The sequence below is a fragment of the Fulvimarina fulva genome, from assembly GCF_039652615.1.
In the GTDB taxonomy this organism is placed as follows: domain Bacteria; phylum Pseudomonadota; class Alphaproteobacteria; order Rhizobiales; family Rhizobiaceae; genus Fulvimarina.
The window spans coordinates 640,741-658,325 of sequence record NZ_JBDJAC010000001.1; the positions used below are offsets into that span (position 1 = coordinate 640,741).

Annotated in this window: 20 protein-coding genes; 14 read left to right on the top strand and 6 right to left on the bottom strand. The window is 61.0% G+C overall.

Translation table 11 applies throughout. The features are described 5' to 3' along the window. Positions 1-14 precede the first annotated feature (14 nt). Entirely contained in the window at positions 15-410 is a 396-nt protein-coding gene (locus tag ABDX79_RS02945) for a thioredoxin fold domain-containing protein (protein WP_346218748.1), read from the top strand. A gap of 89 nt (positions 411-499) precedes the next feature. Here ABDX79_RS02945 and ABDX79_RS02950 read toward each other — a convergent pair whose 3' ends face one another. The 3 genes from ABDX79_RS02950 to ABDX79_RS02960 all read right to left on the bottom strand — a co-directional run bounded on the left by ABDX79_RS02950 (position 500) and on the right by ABDX79_RS02960 (position 2,883). Continuing rightward, positions 500-904 carry a c-type cytochrome gene (locus ABDX79_RS02950; RefSeq protein WP_346218749.1) on the bottom strand — a complete coding sequence of 135 codons (405 nt, stop codon included), beginning with the start codon at positions 902-904 and terminating at the stop codon, positions 500-502. Positions 905-1,054: 150 nt separating this feature from the next. After that, the gene (locus ABDX79_RS02955; RefSeq protein ID WP_346218750.1) at positions 1,055-2,005 is read right to left on the bottom strand and encodes a carbohydrate kinase family protein; all 951 of its coding nucleotides are present in this window, start codon (positions 2,003-2,005) and stop codon (positions 1,055-1,057) included. A 137-nt stretch (positions 2,006-2,142) separates the two neighbouring features. Continuing rightward, positions 2,143-2,883 (bottom strand): DUF3750 domain-containing protein, encoded by a 741-nt coding sequence (locus ABDX79_RS02960; protein WP_346218751.1) that lies wholly within the window; start codon positions 2,881-2,883, stop codon positions 2,143-2,145. A gap of 189 nt (positions 2,884-3,072) precedes the next feature. On the opposite strand from ABDX79_RS02960, the gene ABDX79_RS02965 reads away from it, so the two are divergent. Then, the gene (locus ABDX79_RS02965) at positions 3,073-4,080 is read left to right on the top strand and encodes an asparaginase (RefSeq protein WP_346218752.1); all 1,008 of its coding nucleotides are present in this window, start codon (positions 3,073-3,075) and stop codon (positions 4,078-4,080) included. Positions 4,081-4,149: 69 nt separating this feature from the next. After that, on the top strand, positions 4,150-4,929 hold the full coding sequence (gene hisN, locus ABDX79_RS02970; protein WP_346218753.1) for a histidinol-phosphatase: 780 nt from the start codon (positions 4,150-4,152) through the stop codon (positions 4,927-4,929). A gap of 196 nt (positions 4,930-5,125) precedes the next feature. Here the strand turns inward: hisN and secA are convergent, their stop codons facing one another. Beyond that, a complete protein-coding gene (gene secA, locus ABDX79_RS02975) occupies positions 5,126-7,864 on the bottom strand; it encodes a preprotein translocase subunit SecA (protein ID WP_346218754.1) in 2,739 nt (912 codons plus the stop codon). Between the two features lie 313 nt (positions 7,865-8,177). On the opposite strand from secA, the gene ABDX79_RS02980 reads away from it, so the two are divergent. The 6 genes from ABDX79_RS02980 (at position 8,178) to ABDX79_RS03005 (ending at position 12,439) form a co-directional block, all read left to right on the top strand. Beyond that, positions 8,178-9,065, top strand: coding sequence for a peptidylprolyl isomerase (locus ABDX79_RS02980; RefSeq protein ID WP_346218755.1), 888 nt, complete (start codon positions 8,178-8,180; stop codon positions 9,063-9,065). Positions 9,066-9,183: 118 nt separating this feature from the next. Then, positions 9,184-10,449, top strand: coding sequence for a bifunctional glutamate N-acetyltransferase/amino-acid acetyltransferase ArgJ (gene argJ / locus ABDX79_RS02985; RefSeq protein WP_346218756.1), 1,266 nt, complete (start codon positions 9,184-9,186; stop codon positions 10,447-10,449). Continuing rightward, a complete protein-coding gene (locus tag ABDX79_RS02990; protein ID WP_346218757.1) occupies positions 10,430-11,218 on the top strand; it encodes a GNAT family N-acetyltransferase in 789 nt (262 codons plus the stop codon). The genes argJ and ABDX79_RS02990 overlap by 20 nt, the downstream gene beginning before the upstream one ends. Continuing rightward, entirely contained in the window at positions 11,215-11,634 is a 420-nt protein-coding gene (gene mutT / locus ABDX79_RS02995; RefSeq protein WP_346218758.1) for an 8-oxo-dGTP diphosphatase MutT, read from the top strand. The genes ABDX79_RS02990 and mutT overlap by 4 nt, the downstream gene beginning before the upstream one ends. Before the next feature lie 269 nt (positions 11,635-11,903). Then, on the top strand, positions 11,904-12,230 hold the full coding sequence (locus ABDX79_RS03000; RefSeq protein WP_346218759.1) for a hypothetical protein: 327 nt from the start codon (positions 11,904-11,906) through the stop codon (positions 12,228-12,230). Positions 12,231-12,247: 17 nt separating this feature from the next. Further along, on the top strand, positions 12,248-12,439 hold the full coding sequence (locus ABDX79_RS03005) for a Flp family type IVb pilin (protein ID WP_346218760.1): 192 nt from the start codon (positions 12,248-12,250) through the stop codon (positions 12,437-12,439). Between the two features lie 108 nt (positions 12,440-12,547). Here the strand turns inward: ABDX79_RS03005 and ABDX79_RS03010 are convergent, their stop codons facing one another. Further along, entirely contained in the window at positions 12,548-13,441 is an 894-nt protein-coding gene (locus ABDX79_RS03010; protein WP_346218894.1) for a methyltransferase domain-containing protein, read from the bottom strand. A 130-nt stretch (positions 13,442-13,571) separates the two neighbouring features. Between ABDX79_RS03010 and ABDX79_RS03015 the strand changes: the two genes are divergently transcribed. The 5 genes from ABDX79_RS03015 to ABDX79_RS03035 are packed head-to-tail and all read left to right on the top strand — an operon-like array spanning position 13,572 to position 16,547. Beyond that, a complete protein-coding gene (locus tag ABDX79_RS03015; protein WP_346218761.1) occupies positions 13,572-14,321 on the top strand; it encodes a ComF family protein in 750 nt (249 codons plus the stop codon). A gap of 48 nt (positions 14,322-14,369) precedes the next feature. Beyond that, positions 14,370-14,627: a glutaredoxin 3 gene (gene grxC, locus ABDX79_RS03020; RefSeq protein WP_346218762.1), complete on the top strand. Its 258-nt coding sequence runs from the start codon at positions 14,370-14,372 to the stop codon at positions 14,625-14,627. Positions 14,628-14,663: 36 nt separating this feature from the next. After that, entirely contained in the window at positions 14,664-15,581 is a 918-nt protein-coding gene (locus ABDX79_RS03025) for a carbon-nitrogen hydrolase family protein (protein WP_346218763.1), read from the top strand. Beyond that, on the top strand, positions 15,578-16,063 hold the full coding sequence (locus tag ABDX79_RS03030) for a DUF1178 family protein (RefSeq protein WP_346218764.1): 486 nt from the start codon (positions 15,578-15,580) through the stop codon (positions 16,061-16,063). Before ABDX79_RS03025 ends, ABDX79_RS03030 begins: the two co-directional genes overlap by 4 nt. A 43-nt stretch (positions 16,064-16,106) precedes the next feature. Next, the gene (locus ABDX79_RS03035) at positions 16,107-16,547 is read left to right on the top strand and encodes a hypothetical protein (protein WP_346218765.1); all 441 of its coding nucleotides are present in this window, start codon (positions 16,107-16,109) and stop codon (positions 16,545-16,547) included. 254 nt (positions 16,548-16,801) lie between these two features. Here the strand turns inward: ABDX79_RS03035 and ubiG are convergent, their stop codons facing one another. After that, a complete protein-coding gene (gene ubiG / locus ABDX79_RS03040) occupies positions 16,802-17,551 on the bottom strand; it encodes a bifunctional 2-polyprenyl-6-hydroxyphenol methylase/3-demethylubiquinol 3-O-methyltransferase UbiG (protein WP_346218766.1) in 750 nt (249 codons plus the stop codon). Between the last annotated feature and the right edge of the window lie 34 nt (positions 17,552-17,585).

A 17,585-nucleotide genomic window follows, 5' to 3' on the forward strand; every position in this document is an offset into this window, starting at 1 on the left:
GCGGAGGAGCGGAGATGAATTTCAGTGCGGCACTATCGGGGTTTGCCGGCGTGGCAGCGCTCTGCGCGGCAAGTTGGGTGTCACCCTCCCCGGCCGCCGAACTCCTGATGTTCGAACGGGACGGCTGCCCATACTGTGCGAGGTTCGACGCCGAGATCGCCCCGGATTATCCGCATAGCGAGGCGGGCCGCATTGCGCCTCTCAAGCGCGTCGACATCACGGACGATCGAAGAGGTGGCTACGAGGACATCGCGCCAGCAGTGTTCACGCCGACCTTTGTCCTGATGAACGATGCGGGCAAGGAGGTCGGTCGTCTCAAGGGGTATCCGGGCAAGAAATATTTCTACAGCGAAATCGAGCCGATGCTTGAAAAGCTGCGCCAGGACCATCCGCTTCGAAATTCGCAGTAGGCCACAAACCGGGCCTTGATTCGCTTAAACGCAACAAGGCGCGGGCATGAACCCGCGCCTTGTTGCATGTCATGCTTTGTCAAACGCGCTTACTGCGCGGTCGAGCCGTCCTCGTTGAAGGTCTTGAGGTAGGCGATGACGTTGTCGATGTCTTCCTGCTTCTTCAGACCGGCAAAAGCCATCTTCGTGCCTTTGACCGTTCCGCGCGGATCGGAAAGCCAGGTCGTCATCAGCTCTGGGGTCCACTCTTCCTTGTCGGCTGCCCACTTTTCGAAAGCAGACGAGAACTTGTACCCCTCGACGACGCCGGGCTTCTCGCCCATTACGCCGTTCAGTTCGGGTCCGATCCCGTTCTTTGCGCCTTCGCCGACCTTGTGGCAGGCCTGACAACGCTTGAAGATATTAGCTCCAGCTTCCGCATCCTGAGCCTGCGCCGGTGCGCCAAGCGCCAAGGCAAGTCCCGCGCTCGCGGCAAAAAGGGTAAGATAACGCATAATGTCCTCCCGATAGTGGTGGTGTGGTGCCCGCCGAAGCCAGTCATATGTGACAAGGCGGTCCGTTTACAATTGTTCCAGAGTAGAACCTAAGGAATTGTCACGGCAGCTGGCAACAGCATGCCATGCGGTGCCTTTCTGGCCTTGGTTTCAGAGAGGCGCGAGACCGAGATCGGACCTGCGCGGCAAATCAGCTCCCTGCCGGGAGCAGGTGACGGCCGCGGCCTTCATGGCAAAGCTGAGCATCGCATGCAGCTCTCCTTCGGAGCAGCCTGCAAGGCCTTCGCGTGAAAGCCGGTCATTCTCCATGAGCCAGACAATCAGCCCAGCCTGGAACGTGTCGCCCGCGCCGACCGTATCGACGACCGTGATCCGCTGGCTCTCCTCGAATGACTGAAGACCCGAGCGAGACGCGGCCTTGGCGCCTTTTCCACCGAGTGTGATCACGACGAGTTCCGGCCCCATGGTCAGCCAATCGGCTTGCACGTCCTCTATCGAGCGTCCGGGATAAAGCATTTCGAGGTCCTCCTCGCTTGCCTTCACCAGCGTAGCATGGGGAACGAGCTGCCGAACCTTCTCACGCCAGACCTCCACATCCGGTTCGATCGATAGCCGGATATTCGGATCGTAGGAAATGAATTTCGTCGTGCTTTCGCGTTCCGCGAGCGTGGAGAGAGCGGATGCGGTCGGCTCCGTGACGGTCGCATAGGACGCCAGGTGTATCCCGACGACATCGTCCAGGTTTTCAGGAAGTTCGGTCGGCTCGATCGAGCGATCCGCCGTGCCTTCGATATAGAAGTCGTAGACGGCCGTGCCGGTCACGTCGAGCGACACGATGGCGAGCGTCGTATGGCGATCCGTCGGGATCGAATAGCGCCGGTCGATCTTCTCCTGATCCATGAAGCCGGCAAGCCGCTTGCCGAAGACGTCGCTCGAGATCTTGGTGAAGAAGCCGGCGGAATGTCCGAGCCGCGCAATGCCGAGAGCAACGTTGAGAGGCGAGCCGCCCACCCGGCCGGAAAGATCGATCGCGGCAATATCTTCGCTTTCCTTCGCACCGAAGAGATCGAACAACGCGTCTCCGCAGGACAGGTACATCATGCCATTTCTCCCAACTCCGAACGCACATTATCTCAGCCGGCGCGATAGGCCAGACCGAGCGCCATGAAAAGACGGGGATTTCGAAAGACTTTCACTCTTCCCAAGCCAGGTCAGGATTTCCTCCGCACCCCGGTAGATCAGGAAAGCGAGTAGGTCCCGAAGGCCGGAATGGTGATCGCGTAATCGAGCGGGTTTAGTCCCGCAACGAGGCCGAAAAGATTGATTTCGAGGCCTGCCTCCGGCCCGACGACGAGTCCTGCGTAGCCGAAAAGCGAAACGCGAAATTCCGAACGATCCGCATCGAAGGAGGCGAGCGATCCGTCCACGGGAAAGTCACGTCCGACGGCCGCCGGCGGCAGCACCACGGGGAAGGACGGAACGTCCCGCAGCACGGTCGCGACGAAGGTATTCGAGTTGGGGCCCGGAAAAATCGTGTAATCGCCGCGATTGGAGAAACGATAGGCGCTGATCGCCTTGCGAAGCTGGGGGATCAACGCGGCCGCCTCGTCGCCATGAACTTCGGCCACGATCCGGGGGACATTCGAATACCAGCGTCCATCGGCATCATAAGCGTTCTGTCGGACGGGATTTCCCCACCCGACGACATCCCACCGTTCATAGCGTGATGCACCCGCATCCTTCAGCACGAGCCAGGAATGCTCCGAGACTGCGCCTTTCAGCCCGCCTGTCCGCGCGGCCATGACATAGACCGCTGCTTCGGCCGTTTCGGTCGCGACCGGCAGGATGCGGGCCGAGGACCAGTCCGCTTCCCGCCACGAGCGCGGATTGTCGCCCGCCCACCAGATCAGTGCAGAGAGGGCGGAAGGAAGGATGAAGACGATGAGGAACAGGAGGAAGAGGGCTCTGAGAATCTTCATGTCGCCGTGGAAGTGGCGGCGCAGGCGAGCGAAGTCGCCGGGCAGCCAGGAATATACGCGATGGAGCTCTTTCTGCTAGCTGAGGAGTGAGTTGCAAATAGGGCGTCGCGCACGCTAACGCATCGCGCATGTAAGGTGAGATGCGTGCAAAAAGCGCCAACGAGCCAGAAATGAAGGACGAAGAGACCCGTGACCAATCCCGTTCTCGTCGAAGCCACACGCGGCTCGCTGGCCGAATGCCTCTATCGTGGCGCTTTCGCTCTCGTCGACGGCGATGGCCGGGTCGTCCGCAGTGAGGGCGATATCGAACGCCTGGTCTTTCCGCGCTCGGCCATCAAGGTGTTTCAGGCCATTCCATTGATCGAGACCGGGGCGGCGGATCGGTTCGCCCTGAGTGATGCGGAACTGGCTCTCGCCTGCGCGTCCCATTCGGGCGAGCCGGGCCACGTCGTACGTGCCGAAGGGATGCTCGCAAAGGCCGGGCTCGATAGCTCGCGGCTCGAATGCGGTTGCCACTGGCCCTTCGACTTTCCCGTCGCTATCGATCTTGCCAAGACAGGTGAGAACCCGACGCCGCTTCACAACAACTGCTCGGGCAAGCACGCCGGCTTTCTCTGTACGGCCATCCACGAGGGCGAGGACCAGGCGGGCTATGTTGCGGCGGACCATCCGGTACAGCGAAGAGGTCGGCAGGTGATCGAAGACCTGACGGAAACCGAACTCGGTGCCGATGTGTGCGGCACGGATGGTTGTTCGATCCCGACCTATGCGGCGCCGCTCCGATCCTTCGCGCACGGCTTTGCCAAACTCCTGTCCGGCAAGGGCGTCGATGCGAACCGGGCGAAAGCCGGCCAGCGGCTGATCGCCGCCTGCATGGCACATCCCTGGGAGATGTCCGGCACCAAGCGCGCCTGCCTCCGGCTGATGGAAGCAGCGCCCGCCCGGGTCTTTGCCAAGACCGGTGCGGACGGCGTCTATTGCGGCGCAATCCCCGAACTCGGCCTGGGCTTTGCCCTCAAGATCGACGATGGCGCGACACGTGCGGCCGAGTCGCTGGCCGCAGCCGTGATCGCTGAGGCATTCCGTGCCTCGGACCCAGCCCTCGCGAAGGTCTATGACGGGCTCGCCCGCACGATTCTCAAGAACTGGGAGAAGATCGAGGTCGGCGAGGTTCGCCCTGTTGTTTCTGGGCGATGATCGGCCGGAAACTGAAAACGGCGGACCCGGATTCTCAATCCACGCCTAATGCACACGAAAGCTGACCTGATGACGACTGTCTCCGATCGCGATTTTCTTCTGGCCCTCGCCGATGCCGCCGATGCGGTGACGTTACCGCTGTTTCGGCGTCAGATCGGCATTGAAAACAAGCTCGAATCCGATTTTGATCCGGTAACGGAGGCCGATCGCGGCGCCGAGCGCGCGATCCGCGATCTGATCCAGCACACCTTTCCGGACGACGGGATTCTCGGGGAGGAATATGGCGAGGACCGCAGCGACGGCCGACGAAAATGGGTGATCGATCCCATCGACGGTACACGCCTCTTCATTACCGGCGTGCCGCTCTGGGGAACGCTGATCGGCCTCACTGAGAATGGCCGTGCGACAGCCGGTATCATGTCGCAGCCCTATACGGGCGAGCGCTATCTCGCGGGAGCCTGGGGTGCCCAGCACCTGAGAGGCGGCGGAACCACTTCGCTTGCCGTCAGGCAGACGCAGCGGATCGAAGACGCCGTGATGTTCTCGACGACGCCCCGTCATTTCACCGGAGACATCAAGGAGCGATACGAGGCACTGGAGGCTCGAACCAAGCTCACGCGTTTCGGCACCGATTGCTACGGCTTCTGCATGCTTGCGGCGGGTCACGCCGATCTCGTCGTCGAACGCGATCTGAAGCCATACGATATCGTCGCGCTGATCCCGATCATCGAGCGCGCAGGCGGGATCGTGACGAACTGGAGCGGTGGACGCATGGAGGAGGGCGGCGATCTCCTCGCCGCTGCCACGCCGGAACTCCATGCAGCGACGCTGGCCATGCTCAACGGCTAAGGGCGCTGAGCAAGCGAAGACAATCGCGTGCTGTTCGGCTGCCATGGCGATCTGAGCGGCCGCAATCGATCGGCAATCAGAAAAAAAGCACCGGGCGATCCATGGAGATCGCCCGGTGCTTTTTTATGTCTTGATGATGCGTGACATTCGCGGCCCGATGGCCGGGAATGACGACGGCTCGTCTGAAGTCGAAGCCTCAGGCGTAGGCGCCGTGGCAGTGCTTGAACTTCTTGCCCGAACCGCAGGGGCAAAGCTCGTTGCGGCCGACCCGGCCCCATTCGTCCGGATTTTCCGGATCGACCTGCAGGCCGTCGGCCTCCGTCGGCGTGAAATTCGCAGTCAGGAGATCGTCGCCATTGCCGAACTCGTCCTCGCCGGTGGTGGCATCGACGTGATGCGGTGCCATTTCTTGCGGCGGCTGAAGATTGCGCTCCGCCTCGTCCCGCTGGACAAGCTCGACCTGCATGACCTGGGTCGTGACACGCTCGCGCATGGTGGCAAGCATCTTCTGGAAGAGCTCGAACGCCTCCGATTTGTATTCGATCAGCGGGTCGCGTTGGGCATAGCCACGGAAGCCGACGACATTGCGCAGGTGATCCAGATTGACGAGGTGCTCACGCCAGAGACCGTCGATCGTCTGGAGAACCAGTGAACGCTGGACATAGGCCATCGTATCGACCCCGAAGCGCTCGGTCTTTTCGGCAATGTGCCGGTCGGCAGCTTCCACCATGCGCTCGCGAATATCGTCTTCCGCGACGCCTTCTTCCTGAGCCCACTCGACGACGGGCAGATCGAGGTTGAGGATCTCGCGGGTCTCGTCGCGAAGCTCCGTCATCGTCCACTGCTCCGGATAGCTCTTTTCCGGGATATGCAGTTTGACGAGACCTTCGACCGTCTCGTGGCGCATGTCGGTGGTCGTCTCGGCGACCTCCTCTGGGCTCGCCTCCATCAGCTCGACGCGCTGATCGAACACCACGCGGCGCTGATCGTTCATCACGTCATCGTATTTCAGGAGGTTCTTGCGGATATCGAAGTTGCGCGCCTCGACCTTCTTCTGGGCGCGCTCCAGCGCCTTGTTGATCCATGGATGGACGATCGACTCGCCCTCCTTGAGACCAAGCTTCTGCAGCATCCCGTCCATGCGATCGGAACCGAAGATCCGCATCAGATCATCCTGAAGGGACAGGTAGAACTTCGAGCGGCCGGGGTCGCCCTGACGACCGGAACGGCCACGCAGCTGGTTGTCGATGCGGCGAGATTCGTGGCGTTCCGTAGCGAGAACGTAGAGCCCGCCATTTTCGATCGCCTGCTTCTTGAGCAGAGCCACTTCGGCGCGGATCGCGGCTTCCGCCTTCTGGCGTTCCGGGCCGTCCGGCATGTCTCCAAGCTCGTTGTCGATGCGCATCTGCGGATTGCCGCCGAGCTGAATGTCAGTACCGCGACCGGCCATATTGGTCGCGATCGTCACCGCCCCCGGAACACCCGCCTGGGCGACGATGCCCGCTTCTTCCTCGTGATGGCGTGCGTTCAGAACCTTGAAGTTCTTGAGGCCGTCCCGCTTGAGGATCTCCGCGAGGTGCTCCGATTTCTCGATCGAGACCGTGCCGACCAGGATGGGCTGGCCCCGCGAATGGGCGTCCTGGATTTCCTGACTGATCGCCTTGAACTTTTCCTCGAACGTCCGGTAGACCTCGTCGTCTTCGTCGATACGCGCGATCGGGAGGTTCGTCGGGACTTCGATGACGTCGAGCCCGTAGATGTCGCCGAACTCTGCCGCTTCCGTCTGGGCGGTGCCGGTCATGCCGGACAGCTTGTCATACATACGGAAGTAGTTCTGGAAGGTGATGGACGCCAGCGTCTGATTCTCGGGCTGGATCGTCACGCCTTCCTTGGCTTCCAGCGCTTGGTGAAGACCTTCCGAGAAGCGCCGCCCCGGCATCATGCGGCCGGTGAACTCGTCGATGATGACGACGTCGTCACCGCGAACGATATAGTCCTTGTCGCGCTGGAAGAGCTGGTGGGCCTTGAGCGCGTTGTTCACGTGATGGACGATCGCGACATTCTCGATGTCGTAGAGCGAAGCGCCCTGAAGATGACCGGCTTCCTCGAGGAGCCGCTCAAGCTTCTCGGTTCCGTCCTCGGTAAATGTCGCGGTGCGCTGTTTCTCGTCGAGATCGTAATCCTCAGAGGTCAGCTGCGGGATGAAGGCGTCGATCGTCTTGTAGAGCTCGGAGCGGTCGTCGAGCGGGCCGGAGATGATCAGCGGGGTCCGCGCCTCGTCGATCAGGATCGAGTCGACCTCGTCGACGATGGCGTAATGATGCCCGCGCTGAACCATCTGCGCGCGCTCATACTTCATGTTGTCGCGAAGATAATCGAAGCCGAGTTCGTTGTTGGTGCCATAGGTCACGTCGCAGGCATAGGCATCGCGCCTCTGCGTATCGCTCATGCCGTGGACGATCACGCCGGTGGTCAGGCCGAGGAAGCCATAGAGCCGGCCCATCTCGGCGGCATCGCGGCTGGCAAGGTAGTCGTTCACCGTGACGACGTGGACGCCCTTGCCATCGAGTGCGTTCAGATAGACCGCCAGCGTCGCGACGAGGGTCTTGCCCTCACCGGTCTTCATCTCCGCGATATTGCCCTTGTGAAGAACGATACCGCCGATGAGCTGTACGTCGAAATGGCGCATGCCAAGAGTGCGCTTCGACGCCTCCCTGACGACCGCGAAGGCGGGGACGAGCAGGTCGTCGACCGTCTTTCCCTCGCCGATCTGCGCCTTGAACTCATCCGTCTTGGCACGCAATTCGGCGTCGCTAAGCTGGGAGTATTCGTCCTCCAGCGCGTTGATCGCATCGATTTGGTGCCGGTATCTTTTAACGAGCCTGTCGTTCGACGAACCAAGCAGTTTGCGGGCGATTCCGCCGAAACCCAGCATGAACCAGTCCTTCTCGACCTGTTGCGATTGACCGGCATGTCGCGCCGGACCGAGCCCGGCCGCCGCGCTCTCGTATCGACCCGCAAATGGCCACGGGGAGCCTTGGTAAAACTTAATCCGAAGGCGGCTGGACTTTCGGGACGGGCGAGAGATAAGAGGGCCCCCAACCGTTGTCAACGGCGCTCAGGCCTGCAATTTCAGAGCGTAGAGGCATCGAATGGCCATGTTTTTCCCGATCTTTCCAAGGTCGAGCGATGGAATCTGGCCCTCAGCGTTTCATCGAACCATCACATCTGCAAGGACGCTTTCCATCATGCTCTCCAGCAAACGTCTCGGCTTGATTTCCGCAACGACCGCCATCGCCCTCATGGTTGCAGGGCCGGCCCTTGCCCAATCGCCTGTCATCGCGACTGTCGGCGACGATGAGATCACCGAAGCCGATCTCAACGCCGCACAGCAGGAGATTGGCAGCGATTTCCAGCGTCTTCCCGCGGACCAGCAACGGATCGCGGTTCTCGCAGCGCTCATCGACATCAAGGCCCTCTCTCAGGAAGCCGATGCCGCCTCCATGCAGGATGACGCGGCGACCGCCGCAACGATCGGCTTCCTGCGCGACCGGACGCTTCACAACGCCTATTTCGCGAAGGAAGGCGTCGATAAGGTCACCGACGACGAACTTAAAGCGCGTTACGACAAGGAAATCGCAGCGATGGAGCCTGAAGAGGAGGTCCACGCCCGCCACATCCTTCTGGAGACCGAAGACGAAGCCAAGGCCGTCATCCAGGAACTTCAGAATGGCGCCGACTTCGTCGAACTCGCCAAGGAAAAGTCGACGGGGCCGACGGGGCCGAATGGCGGCGATCTCGGTTTCTTCGCAAAGGGTCAGATGGTGCCTCCCTTCGCAGAAGCCGCGTTCGCGCTCGAACCGGGCAGCATTACGACCGAGCCGGTGAAGACCGATTACGGTTGGCACGTGATCAAGGTCGAAGAGAAGCGTCAGGCCGAACCGCCGACGTTCGAACAGGTCAAGGACCAGATTCGCCGTGCGGTGCTTCAGGAAAAATATGTCGCCCTCGTTGGCGATGCGCGCCAGAAACTCGGCGTCACCTATGTCGATCCAGCCGTCAAACAGCAGATGGACGCGCTGAAGGCCAAGGCAGACGAAGCTGCCTCGCAGTTACGCGGCGGGTCCGAGAACTGACGGGTTGCTCTTTGCGTTGACCGAGATTTGAAAGCGCAATTGGCCGTCTTCGAAGGAGGCGGCCATTTTGTTATAGGAGACGGCACGCCTGTTTCCGGCCCTCTACGAGACTAAGACCATGTCGCATAATCCCAAGCCGAAAACGGCACCCCATGTTTCGCCGCTCGCTCCTGCCTCCATCCCGGACGTGCCGCCGATCGACGGACTGCGCATCGCGACGGCCGCGGCGGGCATCAAATATGCCGGCCGAACCGATCTGATGTTGATGGTCTTCGACGAGCCGGCAGCGGTCGCGGGCGTCTTCACGACATCGCGCTGCGCCTCGGCTCCGGTCGACGTTTGCCGACGCAATCTGGCGTTCGGCCGGGCAAGGGCGCTCGTCGTGAATTCCGGCAACGCCAACGCCTTCACCGGCAAGAAGGGCGAGGAGTCGACGCGGCTGACGAGCGAGGCTGCGGCCAAGGCTGTTGGCTGCGCGCCGGAAGAGATCTTTCTCGCCTCTACCGGCGTCATCGGTGAACCGCTCGATCAGACGAAGTTCGTCGGTCTTCTCGACGATCTTGCGGAAGAGGCAAAATCCGATCGCTGGAGGCAAGCCGCCGAAGCGATCATGACCACGGACACCTATCCCAAGCTCCTGTCGCGAACGGTATCGATCGATGGCGTGCCGGTGACGATCAACGGCATCGCGAAGGGTGCCGGCATGATCGCGCCCGACATGGCGACGATGCTGTCCTTCATCGCCACGGATGCGCCCATCTCCGCGCCTGCCTTGCAGTCGATGCTCGTCGATGCGGTCGCGCCGAGCTTCAACTCGACGACGGTCGACGGCGACACGTCCACATCCGATACGCTGCTTCTCTTTGCGACCGGTGCCGCCCAGGCAAGGGGCTGCACGCCCATCGCTGATGCGCTCGATCCCCGACTTGCCGAATTCAAGGACGCCCTCAGCGGTCTCTGCCTCGATCTTGCGCGCCAGATCGCGCGGGACGGGGAGGGCGCAAGAAAAGAGATTGTGGTGAACGTGACAGGTGCTGTCAGCGATCTGTCGGCCAAGCGCATCGCCATGTCGATTGCCAATTCGCCACTCGTCAAAACGGCGATCGCGGGCGAGGACGCCAATTGGGGGCGCGTCGTCATGGCCGTCGGAAAAGCCGGAGAGGAAGCGGACCGGGACCGATTGAAGATTTCATTTGGTGATGTGCAGGTCGCGGTCGACGGCGAACGCGATCCGAACTACGAGGAAAGCGTTGCCGCTGCCGTCATGAAGCACGATACGATCGAGCTTGGTGTGGATATTGGTCTGGGCGATGGCCGTTGGACGGTCTACACCTGCGATCTGACGAAGGAATATGTCGCGATCAATGGCGACTACAGAAGCTGATACCAGCAGCCGGCTCGCGAAGATCAGGCGCCTCGAAGCGCTTGGCTTTCGCGCGTTTCCTGCGACCTCGACCGAATTCGATGGTACATGGGCGATCCGGTTGACGCCGGCCTACCCGGCCAAACGCCTGAATTCCGTCAATCCGCTGGATCCGGGCGACAATGCGCGGATTGCCGAACGTATCGAACGGGCCTCGAAACGCTTCAGGGATGCGGGGAGACCGCTCACATTTCGCCTGTCGCCGCTTGCGCCGAAGGCTCTCATCGATCACCTCGATGGCGAGGGCTGGAAGCGCTTCGACGAAAGCTGCGTCCTGACCGCGGATTTGTCTGCGATCGACCTGTCGGGTTCGATCGACCGTCTGCCGTTCAAGGACGTCGAACGATACGTGGAGGCGAGCCTGGCTGTTCATGAGCGCTCGCCGAAACTCGCAAATGGCTTGAAACGCATCATCGAGGACATCGCGCCAGTCAAGACGATGTTCATCCGTGAAGATGCCGACGGCAGGCCGCTCGGTTGCGCGCTGGCCATCCACGAACGGGACATTTCCGGCGTTCTCGACGTCGCGGTTTCGAGCGCACGGCGGCGCGAGGGATTCGGGCGAGATCTCGTCAGCTCGGTCTTGAACCATGTCCGGCATCGGGGTGCCAAGACCGCCTGGGTGCAGGTCGAAGCGACGAACGATGCCGGTATCGCGCTCTACCGTAACTTCGGTTTTCAGGAAGCCTATCGCTATGAATACCGCGCTTTGAATGAGCCCGCATCATGAGCGAGGCAAAGGATAAACCCATCCTGCTCGTTGTCGCCTGTGCCCTGATCGACGCGGACGGGAGGGTTCTTCTGGCGCAGCGTCCCGAAGGAAAGAACCTCGCCGGCCTCTGGGAGTTTCCCGGCGGGAAGCTCGAACAGGGCGAAACGCCCGAGGAAACGCTCATCCGGGAACTTCGCGAGGAGCTCGGGATCGAGACCCAGTCTGCCTGTCTCGCGCCCCTGACCTTCGCCAGCCACACCTATGACGCGTTTCATCTTCTGATGCCGCTCTACGTCTGTCGGCGATATGAAGGAATTGCCCGAGGGCAGGAGGGGCAGGCCGTGAAGTGGGTTCGCGCGCGGGACCTCAGATCCTATCCCATGCCACCAGCGGACGAGCCGCTCATCGCGCCATTGATCGACCTCCTCGGATAGAGGCCTCTTCAAAAGCGATCAGGGCGACATACTTACTTAAAGTCATGAGCGTTCTTACTTCCTCAGGATATCCGTTCGATCGCTGGGCGATGACGGATTTCGAAAAGGGTCGTATGCCGCGCGAACATTGATACGCAGCCCGGCTGAACAGGCTCGGCATCGTATCAAGGGGATGATTTTCGTTTCGTTGGAAAAATGATTTTAAGCGAAAATTTATCTGTTTGGAGCAATGATTAACGCCTGTGCTTGAGGGCAGGAGCGGAAAATCGATGACCGAATTTGAAATCAGAAGTAAAGACATCGACGATTACGATCTGATTTCGCCCCTGAGCCGCTTCAGATCGGTCCTCATCCGGGGTTCAATTCTCTTCGGTCTCGCCGTCGGAGCCGTGACGATGATCGTGGCTCCGGCCATGAAAGACGGGCACAACAGCACATTGGCCTCCATGAACGGCGCGAATATAGATCCGATCATGACAGGCTCGACCGGCTCGCAGGGACAGTCGACGACCTATCGCGTCCAGCGCAGTATCCTTCAATCCGGTTCTGGCCCCTGTCTGATGTGGCCGGATGGCCGCCAGCAGGGTGCGTGTTGATGGAAGAAGAACCTGACGTGAATCCGGTCCCCGGCGGCAAAAACGCGAGGTCCCTCCTTGTCGATCGAAACGGAGCGACCGCGATCGAGTATTCAATCATTGCGGGCATTATCGGCGTGGGGTTGATCGCAGGTCTCGCAGCTCTCGACCTGCCAGCTGCCTATGCCGTCGTGTCGCAGAAGGTCGCCGATGCGCTCGGAAGCAGCTGACGAGCTCTTCGGTCTTCAATTCGGACAGCCAGTTTCGGTTCACGGCTGGCCCAGAAGGGGTTGAACCGAAAACGCTCATTACCTCCGATCTTCGAGCGTGACGGAAACCTATGATCCCCGCCGCTCCAATGCCTCTTTCATGCTGACCTTTGCGCTGCCACGACGCGCCGGTTTCTGCTGGCTTTCATGCGGCACCCATCCCGAGAGATAGACATAGTCGAAGGTCGCGCGGATGCGCCCGTCCGGGTCAGAGAACCGCTCAGCGTAGATTTCGGCAGCCCGAATGAAGAACGAGCGTGTCGTCGGTCGACGCGATCGTTGGACAAGGCTGTTCGAAAGTCCCATGGCGCGAAGATCCCGCATCAGATCGAACATCGTATCGTAGCGGACGGTCAGCCGATCCTGATCGGTGACCGGAAGAGAGAAACCGGCGCGCTGCAGAAGGCTGCCAAGGTCGCGTATATCGGGAAAGGGAACGACGCGGGGCGAGACGCCGCCTGCGGATTCAGCTTCTGCGGCAAGCAGGGATTGGCGCAATTCCGTCAGCGTATCCCCGCCGAACAGCGCGGCCGAGAACAGCCCGTCCGGCTTCAGGGCACGCCTGATCTGAACGAGCGTACCGGGTGTGTCGTTGGTCAGATGCAGCGTCAGGTTGGACAGGACGAGATCAAGCGTTCCCGCGGCGAAGGGCAGCGTTTCCTCATCCGCGACGACGCCGATGGGCGCATGCTTGAGAAGCGCGGCGTGGGGAGCGCTCGATATGAGGTTTTTGACGTTGGAGAGTCCGACGATTCGCTGTCGCAAAGCAGCATAGGCATCATCGATAAGAAGACAGTGTTCGAAGTCACGCTTGGTGACGCCGAGGCGCTCGGACAGTTCGTCCGCCGAAACCTCGTGGAGAAAGCTGGGTTGCTCCGCCGCCTCTTCTGCCGCGCGGCGGACGCGCCGCCGCGTCGTCAGGTCTCGATCGACGACCGTTCCGACGGATGTTTCCGGTGCAATCGACATGTCTGCCTTTCGATCTGGTGTCTTCCGTTCGCACGGGGATATAGTCGTGATTGTTCGGCAAGAAGCGGGGCATGCCGGAGCAAGTCTAGCATCCAAGCCCATTCGCACCGCGAGGTTTCGGAAATTGCACGCTCTCAAGCGCTGCGGCAATTCTCTGGCTAAGACGTTCGGGAATGTTCTGTTCCCACCGATCTGTGCCGGTTGCGGTATCGGCGTTGCTCAGCCCTCAGCCCTGTGCCCAGCCTGCTGGTCCAGTCTGCGCTTCATCGAACGGCCTTATTGCGACATTCTTTGTCTGCCGTTTTCGTATGATCAAGGCGCGGGCATCGTTTCGGTAGAAGCGATCGCCGACCCGCCACCCTTCGAGAAACTGCGTGCCGTCGCTCTATACGACGACATTGCCCGGCGTCTCGTGTCATCGCTGAAATATCGCGATCGGCTCGACCTCGTTCCGTTGATGGCGGCCTGGATGATGCGCGCCGGACGGGAAATCGTCGCTGAGAGCGAAATCGTCATTCCGGTCCCGCTTCACAGGAGACGGCTCTGGCAGCGGCAGTTCAACCAGTCCGCCGAAATCGCACGGTCGATCGCGAAAGCATCCGGGCTTCAATTCGCCCCGGCTGCGCTCGACCGGATCAAGCCGACGAAAAAGCAGGTCGGCCTCGGCCGCAACCAGCGGCGCGACAATGTTCGCGGCGCCTTCAAGGTGCGACCGGAACGACGCGATCAGGTGCTGGGGAAGACCGTTCTCCTCATCGACGACGTTTTCACCACCGGGTCGACCGTATCGAGCGCGACGAAAGCGCTGAAGCGGGCGGGCGCCGAAGCGGTGAACGTGCTCACCTTCGCGCGGGTTGCGGCATTTGATATGTGAGGCCATATCCTCGTGAAATTCGAACCGTTCCAGCCGCAAGAAGGTCCCATGCCCGATATCACCATCTACACTCGCCAGCTCTGCGGTTTTTGCGCGAGGGCCAAGCGGCTGCTCGACGAAAAGGGCGTTGCCTATGAAGAGAAGGATGCGACCGCATCGCCGGATCTGCGCCAGGAAATGCGCGAGCGCGCGAACGGCGGCTCGACCTTTCCGCAAATCTTCATCGGCGAGACCCATGTCGGCGGCTGCGACGATCTTTTTGCCTTGGAACGGGCGGGCAAGCTCGATCCGATGCTCAACGCCTGACAGGTAGCGGGCGACCACAGAAGGAAATTTGCAGGAATGACCGTTTTTCGCGCGGCTGTTCTCCAGATGCGGTCCGGGATCGAGCCCGCGAAGAACGCCGAGCGCTTCGCCGCGCTCGTCGAGGAGGCTGTGGCCGCTGGCGCCGACTACGTACAGTCGCCCGAAATGACCAATATGATCCAGCGGGACCGGGCGACGCTGCGGCAGAGTCTCTCTTCCGAAGCCGCCGACCCTGTCGCGCAGACGGCAGCATGGCTCGCGAAAGCCCATGCCATCCATATCCATGTCGGCTCCATTGCCGTCGCGCTTGAAGACGGACAGGTCGCCAACCGCGCTCTCCTCTTTGGCCCGGACGGAGGCAAGAGCGTCTCTTACGACAAGATCCACATGTTCGACGTCGATCTCGATGGCGGCGAAAGCTGGCGGGAATCGCGGACCTACCGCCCCGGTGAAGAGGCGATCGTCGCCGAGATCGAACCGAACGGCGCGTCGGCGAAGCTCGGGCTCGCCATCTGCTACGACATGCGCTTTCCCCATCTCTTTCGCGAACAAGCCATCGCCGGCGCGGACATCCTGACCGCGCCGGCAGCCTTCACGCGGCAGACCGGTGAGGCCCACTGGCATATCCTGTTGCAAGCGCGGGCGATCGAAAATGGCGCCTTCGTCATTGCCGCCGCCCAGGGCGGCATTCACGAGGATGGGCGCGACACCTACGGTCATTCCCTGATCGTCGATCCATGGGGCCGGGTGCTGGCGGAGGTTCAGGGCAACGAGCCGGGCATCGCCGTCGCGGATATCGATCTTGCTCTCGTCGGCGCGACACGGGCGAAAATTCCCAATCTCTCCAACGCCCGTGTTTTCCAGTCCGGCGGACGATCGATTGCGGTCTCGAGGTCGGTCGGCGCGGATAGTAACAGTGGAGCGCCCCGGCAATCCGCGGGCAACCAGACATGATCCATTTCGCGCTGAAATGCTGCAACGGCCATCGGTTCGATGGCTGGTTCAGGTCGACTTCGGATTTCGAAGCGCAGCTGGGCAGGGGGCTGGTCACCTGCTCATACTGCGGCGAAACGAACGTTGAAAAGGCGTTGATGCGGCCTGCGATTGGGTCGAATGCCAAGGGCGAGACTGCAGGCGAGGCCTCTTCCGGATCGGCGAACGAGAGCGCGACGACGGTCGCGACGGAGGCACCGTCCGATGAGACCATCGCAAAGGTGAAAGAACTTTGGTCGGCCTTGCAGACCGAGGTCCGCGCCTTGCGCAAGCAAGCGGACTATGTGGGCCCGAAATTTGCGGAAGAGGCGCGCCGCGTCCATTACGGGGAAAGCGCGAAGAAAGGCGTCTACGGCGAGGCGAGCCGTGAAGAGGTGAAGGCCCTCCACGAGGAGGGTATCCTGGCGTTTCCCTTGCCGGCACTACCCGAAGACAAGAACTGACCGCCATTCCCTTGAAGCTAGTGAGCTGTGGCGGTCCGTAACGATGTCAGGCCACGGCCCTTCGCGCCAGCGTGATTCCGCGTCGGCTGCGGGTCTTGGAAGCGGCTTCCTTTTTGAAATCGAGAGCCTGCTGCCGGAGCAGATCGCCCTTCGCGCCCGCGAACTGACGAAGATCTTTCATCTCGCACTGCAGGACCACATCGAAGGCGAGGCTTCTGAGGTGAACACGGCTGTAGCAGAAAAAACCGAGCGCTGCTCTGTCCTCTCCTGGAATATCCAGAATCAGCTCGTCTCGAACCTCGCCATCGGCGCGAATGAGCTGAGCCAGAAGATCCAGCGAAATCGGACAGGATTGTTCGCGGATCGCATTTTCCGAATTTTGCGCGGGCATAGTGGTCCTCACGTGCTGCGACCGGAAGACCAAACACAGTTGGTCGTCAGGGCTTGGCCGAATGGCGCTTCATGCGCGATTTTCAGACAATAAGCAGCATTGAGTTAATCGAAGCTTAACAGGCAGCTTTTTAACGATCAACTGAACCGAATAAGCCGCTCACGTTACCGGGAGGTAAACACGCGGAGATTTGATTGTCTTTTTCCGGAACCAAACACTGATAGCCCGCGCGGGCGGGCTTGCACACGGCAAGCCCGCCCGATCGCTTGGGGTTGGCGAATGGCAATGCCGCCCCTGCTCCAGTTCGGTGTTGCCACACCTTCCAGCGGTAAAAGCCGCACAGCGTGTCAGGCGGCGGGGCGACGCGCGATGGTCATGAAGTTTACCGAGGTATCGGAGGAGCGTTTCCAGGCGTCTTCGAGCGGATGGTAGACGACGCCCAGTTCCTCGATCACGCTCATGCCTGCCGCGCTGACCGGCCCCTCGATCTCTTCGGGGCGAACCAGTTTGGAATATTGGTGGGTCCCCTTGGGCAGCCAACCGAGAACGTATTCTGCACCAACGATCGCGAAGGCGAGGGCCTTGGCGGTTCTGTTGATCGTTGCGACGAAAAGGAGGCCTCCCGGCTTCACCATGTCCGCGCAGGTGGTCAGGAAGAAGGGAACGTCAGAGACATGCTCGACGATCTCAAGCGCCAGAACGACATCGAAGGTCTTGCCCTCGGCTGCGATCGCTTCGGCCGTCGTTGCCCGGTAGTTGATGTCGAGACCGGCTTCCATCGCGTGGAGCTTTGCGACCTCGATATTGGTCTCGGACGCATCCGCTGCCGTCACATCGAAACCAAGACGCCGCATTGGCTCGGAGATGAGGCCGCCGCCACAGCCGATATCGAGGAGCGACAGGCCGGCGAATGGCTTCGACTGTCCGAGGGGACGATCGAAATTGAGCGCGACCTGTTCACGTATCTCTTCGAGCCGGGTCGGATTGAACTTGTGGAGCGGCTTGAACTTTCCCTTGGGGTTCCACCACTCGGCAGCGAGCTTGGAGAACCGGTCGATCTCGTCCTGGTCGATCGTGTTGCCGTGTGCCTGGCTCATGGCGTTCTGTCCCGCAAGGTTTGACCATCTATCG

Bases quoted from the DNA above. Each gene is read 5' to 3' on its own strand.
- ABDX79_RS02955 (WP_346218750.1), bottom strand. From the start codon at position 2,005: ATGATGTACCTGTCCTGCGGAGACGCGTTGTTCGATCTCTTCGGTGCG.
- ABDX79_RS03035 (WP_346218765.1), top strand. From the start codon at position 16,107: ATGTCAGGCCACGGCCCTTCGCGCCAGCGTGATTCCGCGTCGGCTGCG.
- ABDX79_RS02990 (WP_346218757.1), top strand. From the start codon at position 10,430: ATGGCGACTACAGAAGCTGATACCAGCAGCCGGCTCGCGAAGATCAGG.
- ABDX79_RS03030 (WP_346218764.1), top strand. From the start codon at position 15,578: ATGATCCATTTCGCGCTGAAATGCTGCAACGGCCATCGGTTCGATGGC.
- ubiG (WP_346218766.1), bottom strand. From the start codon at position 17,551: ATGAGCCAGGCACACGGCAACACGATCGACCAGGACGAGATCGACCGG.
- ABDX79_RS03000 (WP_346218759.1), top strand. From the start codon at position 11,904: ATGACCGAATTTGAAATCAGAAGTAAAGACATCGACGATTACGATCTG.
- hisN (WP_346218753.1), top strand. From the start codon at position 4,150: ATGACGACTGTCTCCGATCGCGATTTTCTTCTGGCCCTCGCCGATGCC.
- ABDX79_RS02980 (WP_346218755.1), top strand. From the start codon at position 8,178: ATGCTCTCCAGCAAACGTCTCGGCTTGATTTCCGCAACGACCGCCATC.
- ABDX79_RS02950 (WP_346218749.1), bottom strand. From the start codon at position 904: ATGCGTTATCTTACCCTTTTTGCCGCGAGCGCGGGACTTGCCTTGGCG.
- ABDX79_RS02960 (WP_346218751.1), bottom strand. From the start codon at position 2,883: ATGAAGATTCTCAGAGCCCTCTTCCTCCTGTTCCTCATCGTCTTCATC.
- mutT (WP_346218758.1), top strand. From the start codon at position 11,215: ATGAGCGAGGCAAAGGATAAACCCATCCTGCTCGTTGTCGCCTGTGCC.
- ABDX79_RS03025 (WP_346218763.1), top strand. From the start codon at position 14,664: ATGACCGTTTTTCGCGCGGCTGTTCTCCAGATGCGGTCCGGGATCGAG.
- secA (WP_346218754.1), bottom strand. From the start codon at position 7,864: ATGCTGGGTTTCGGCGGAATCGCCCGCAAACTGCTTGGTTCGTCGAAC.
- argJ (WP_346218756.1), top strand. From the start codon at position 9,184: ATGTCGCATAATCCCAAGCCGAAAACGGCACCCCATGTTTCGCCGCTC.
- grxC (WP_346218762.1), top strand. From the start codon at position 14,370: ATGCCCGATATCACCATCTACACTCGCCAGCTCTGCGGTTTTTGCGCG.
- ABDX79_RS02945 (WP_346218748.1), top strand. From the start codon at position 15: ATGAATTTCAGTGCGGCACTATCGGGGTTTGCCGGCGTGGCAGCGCTC.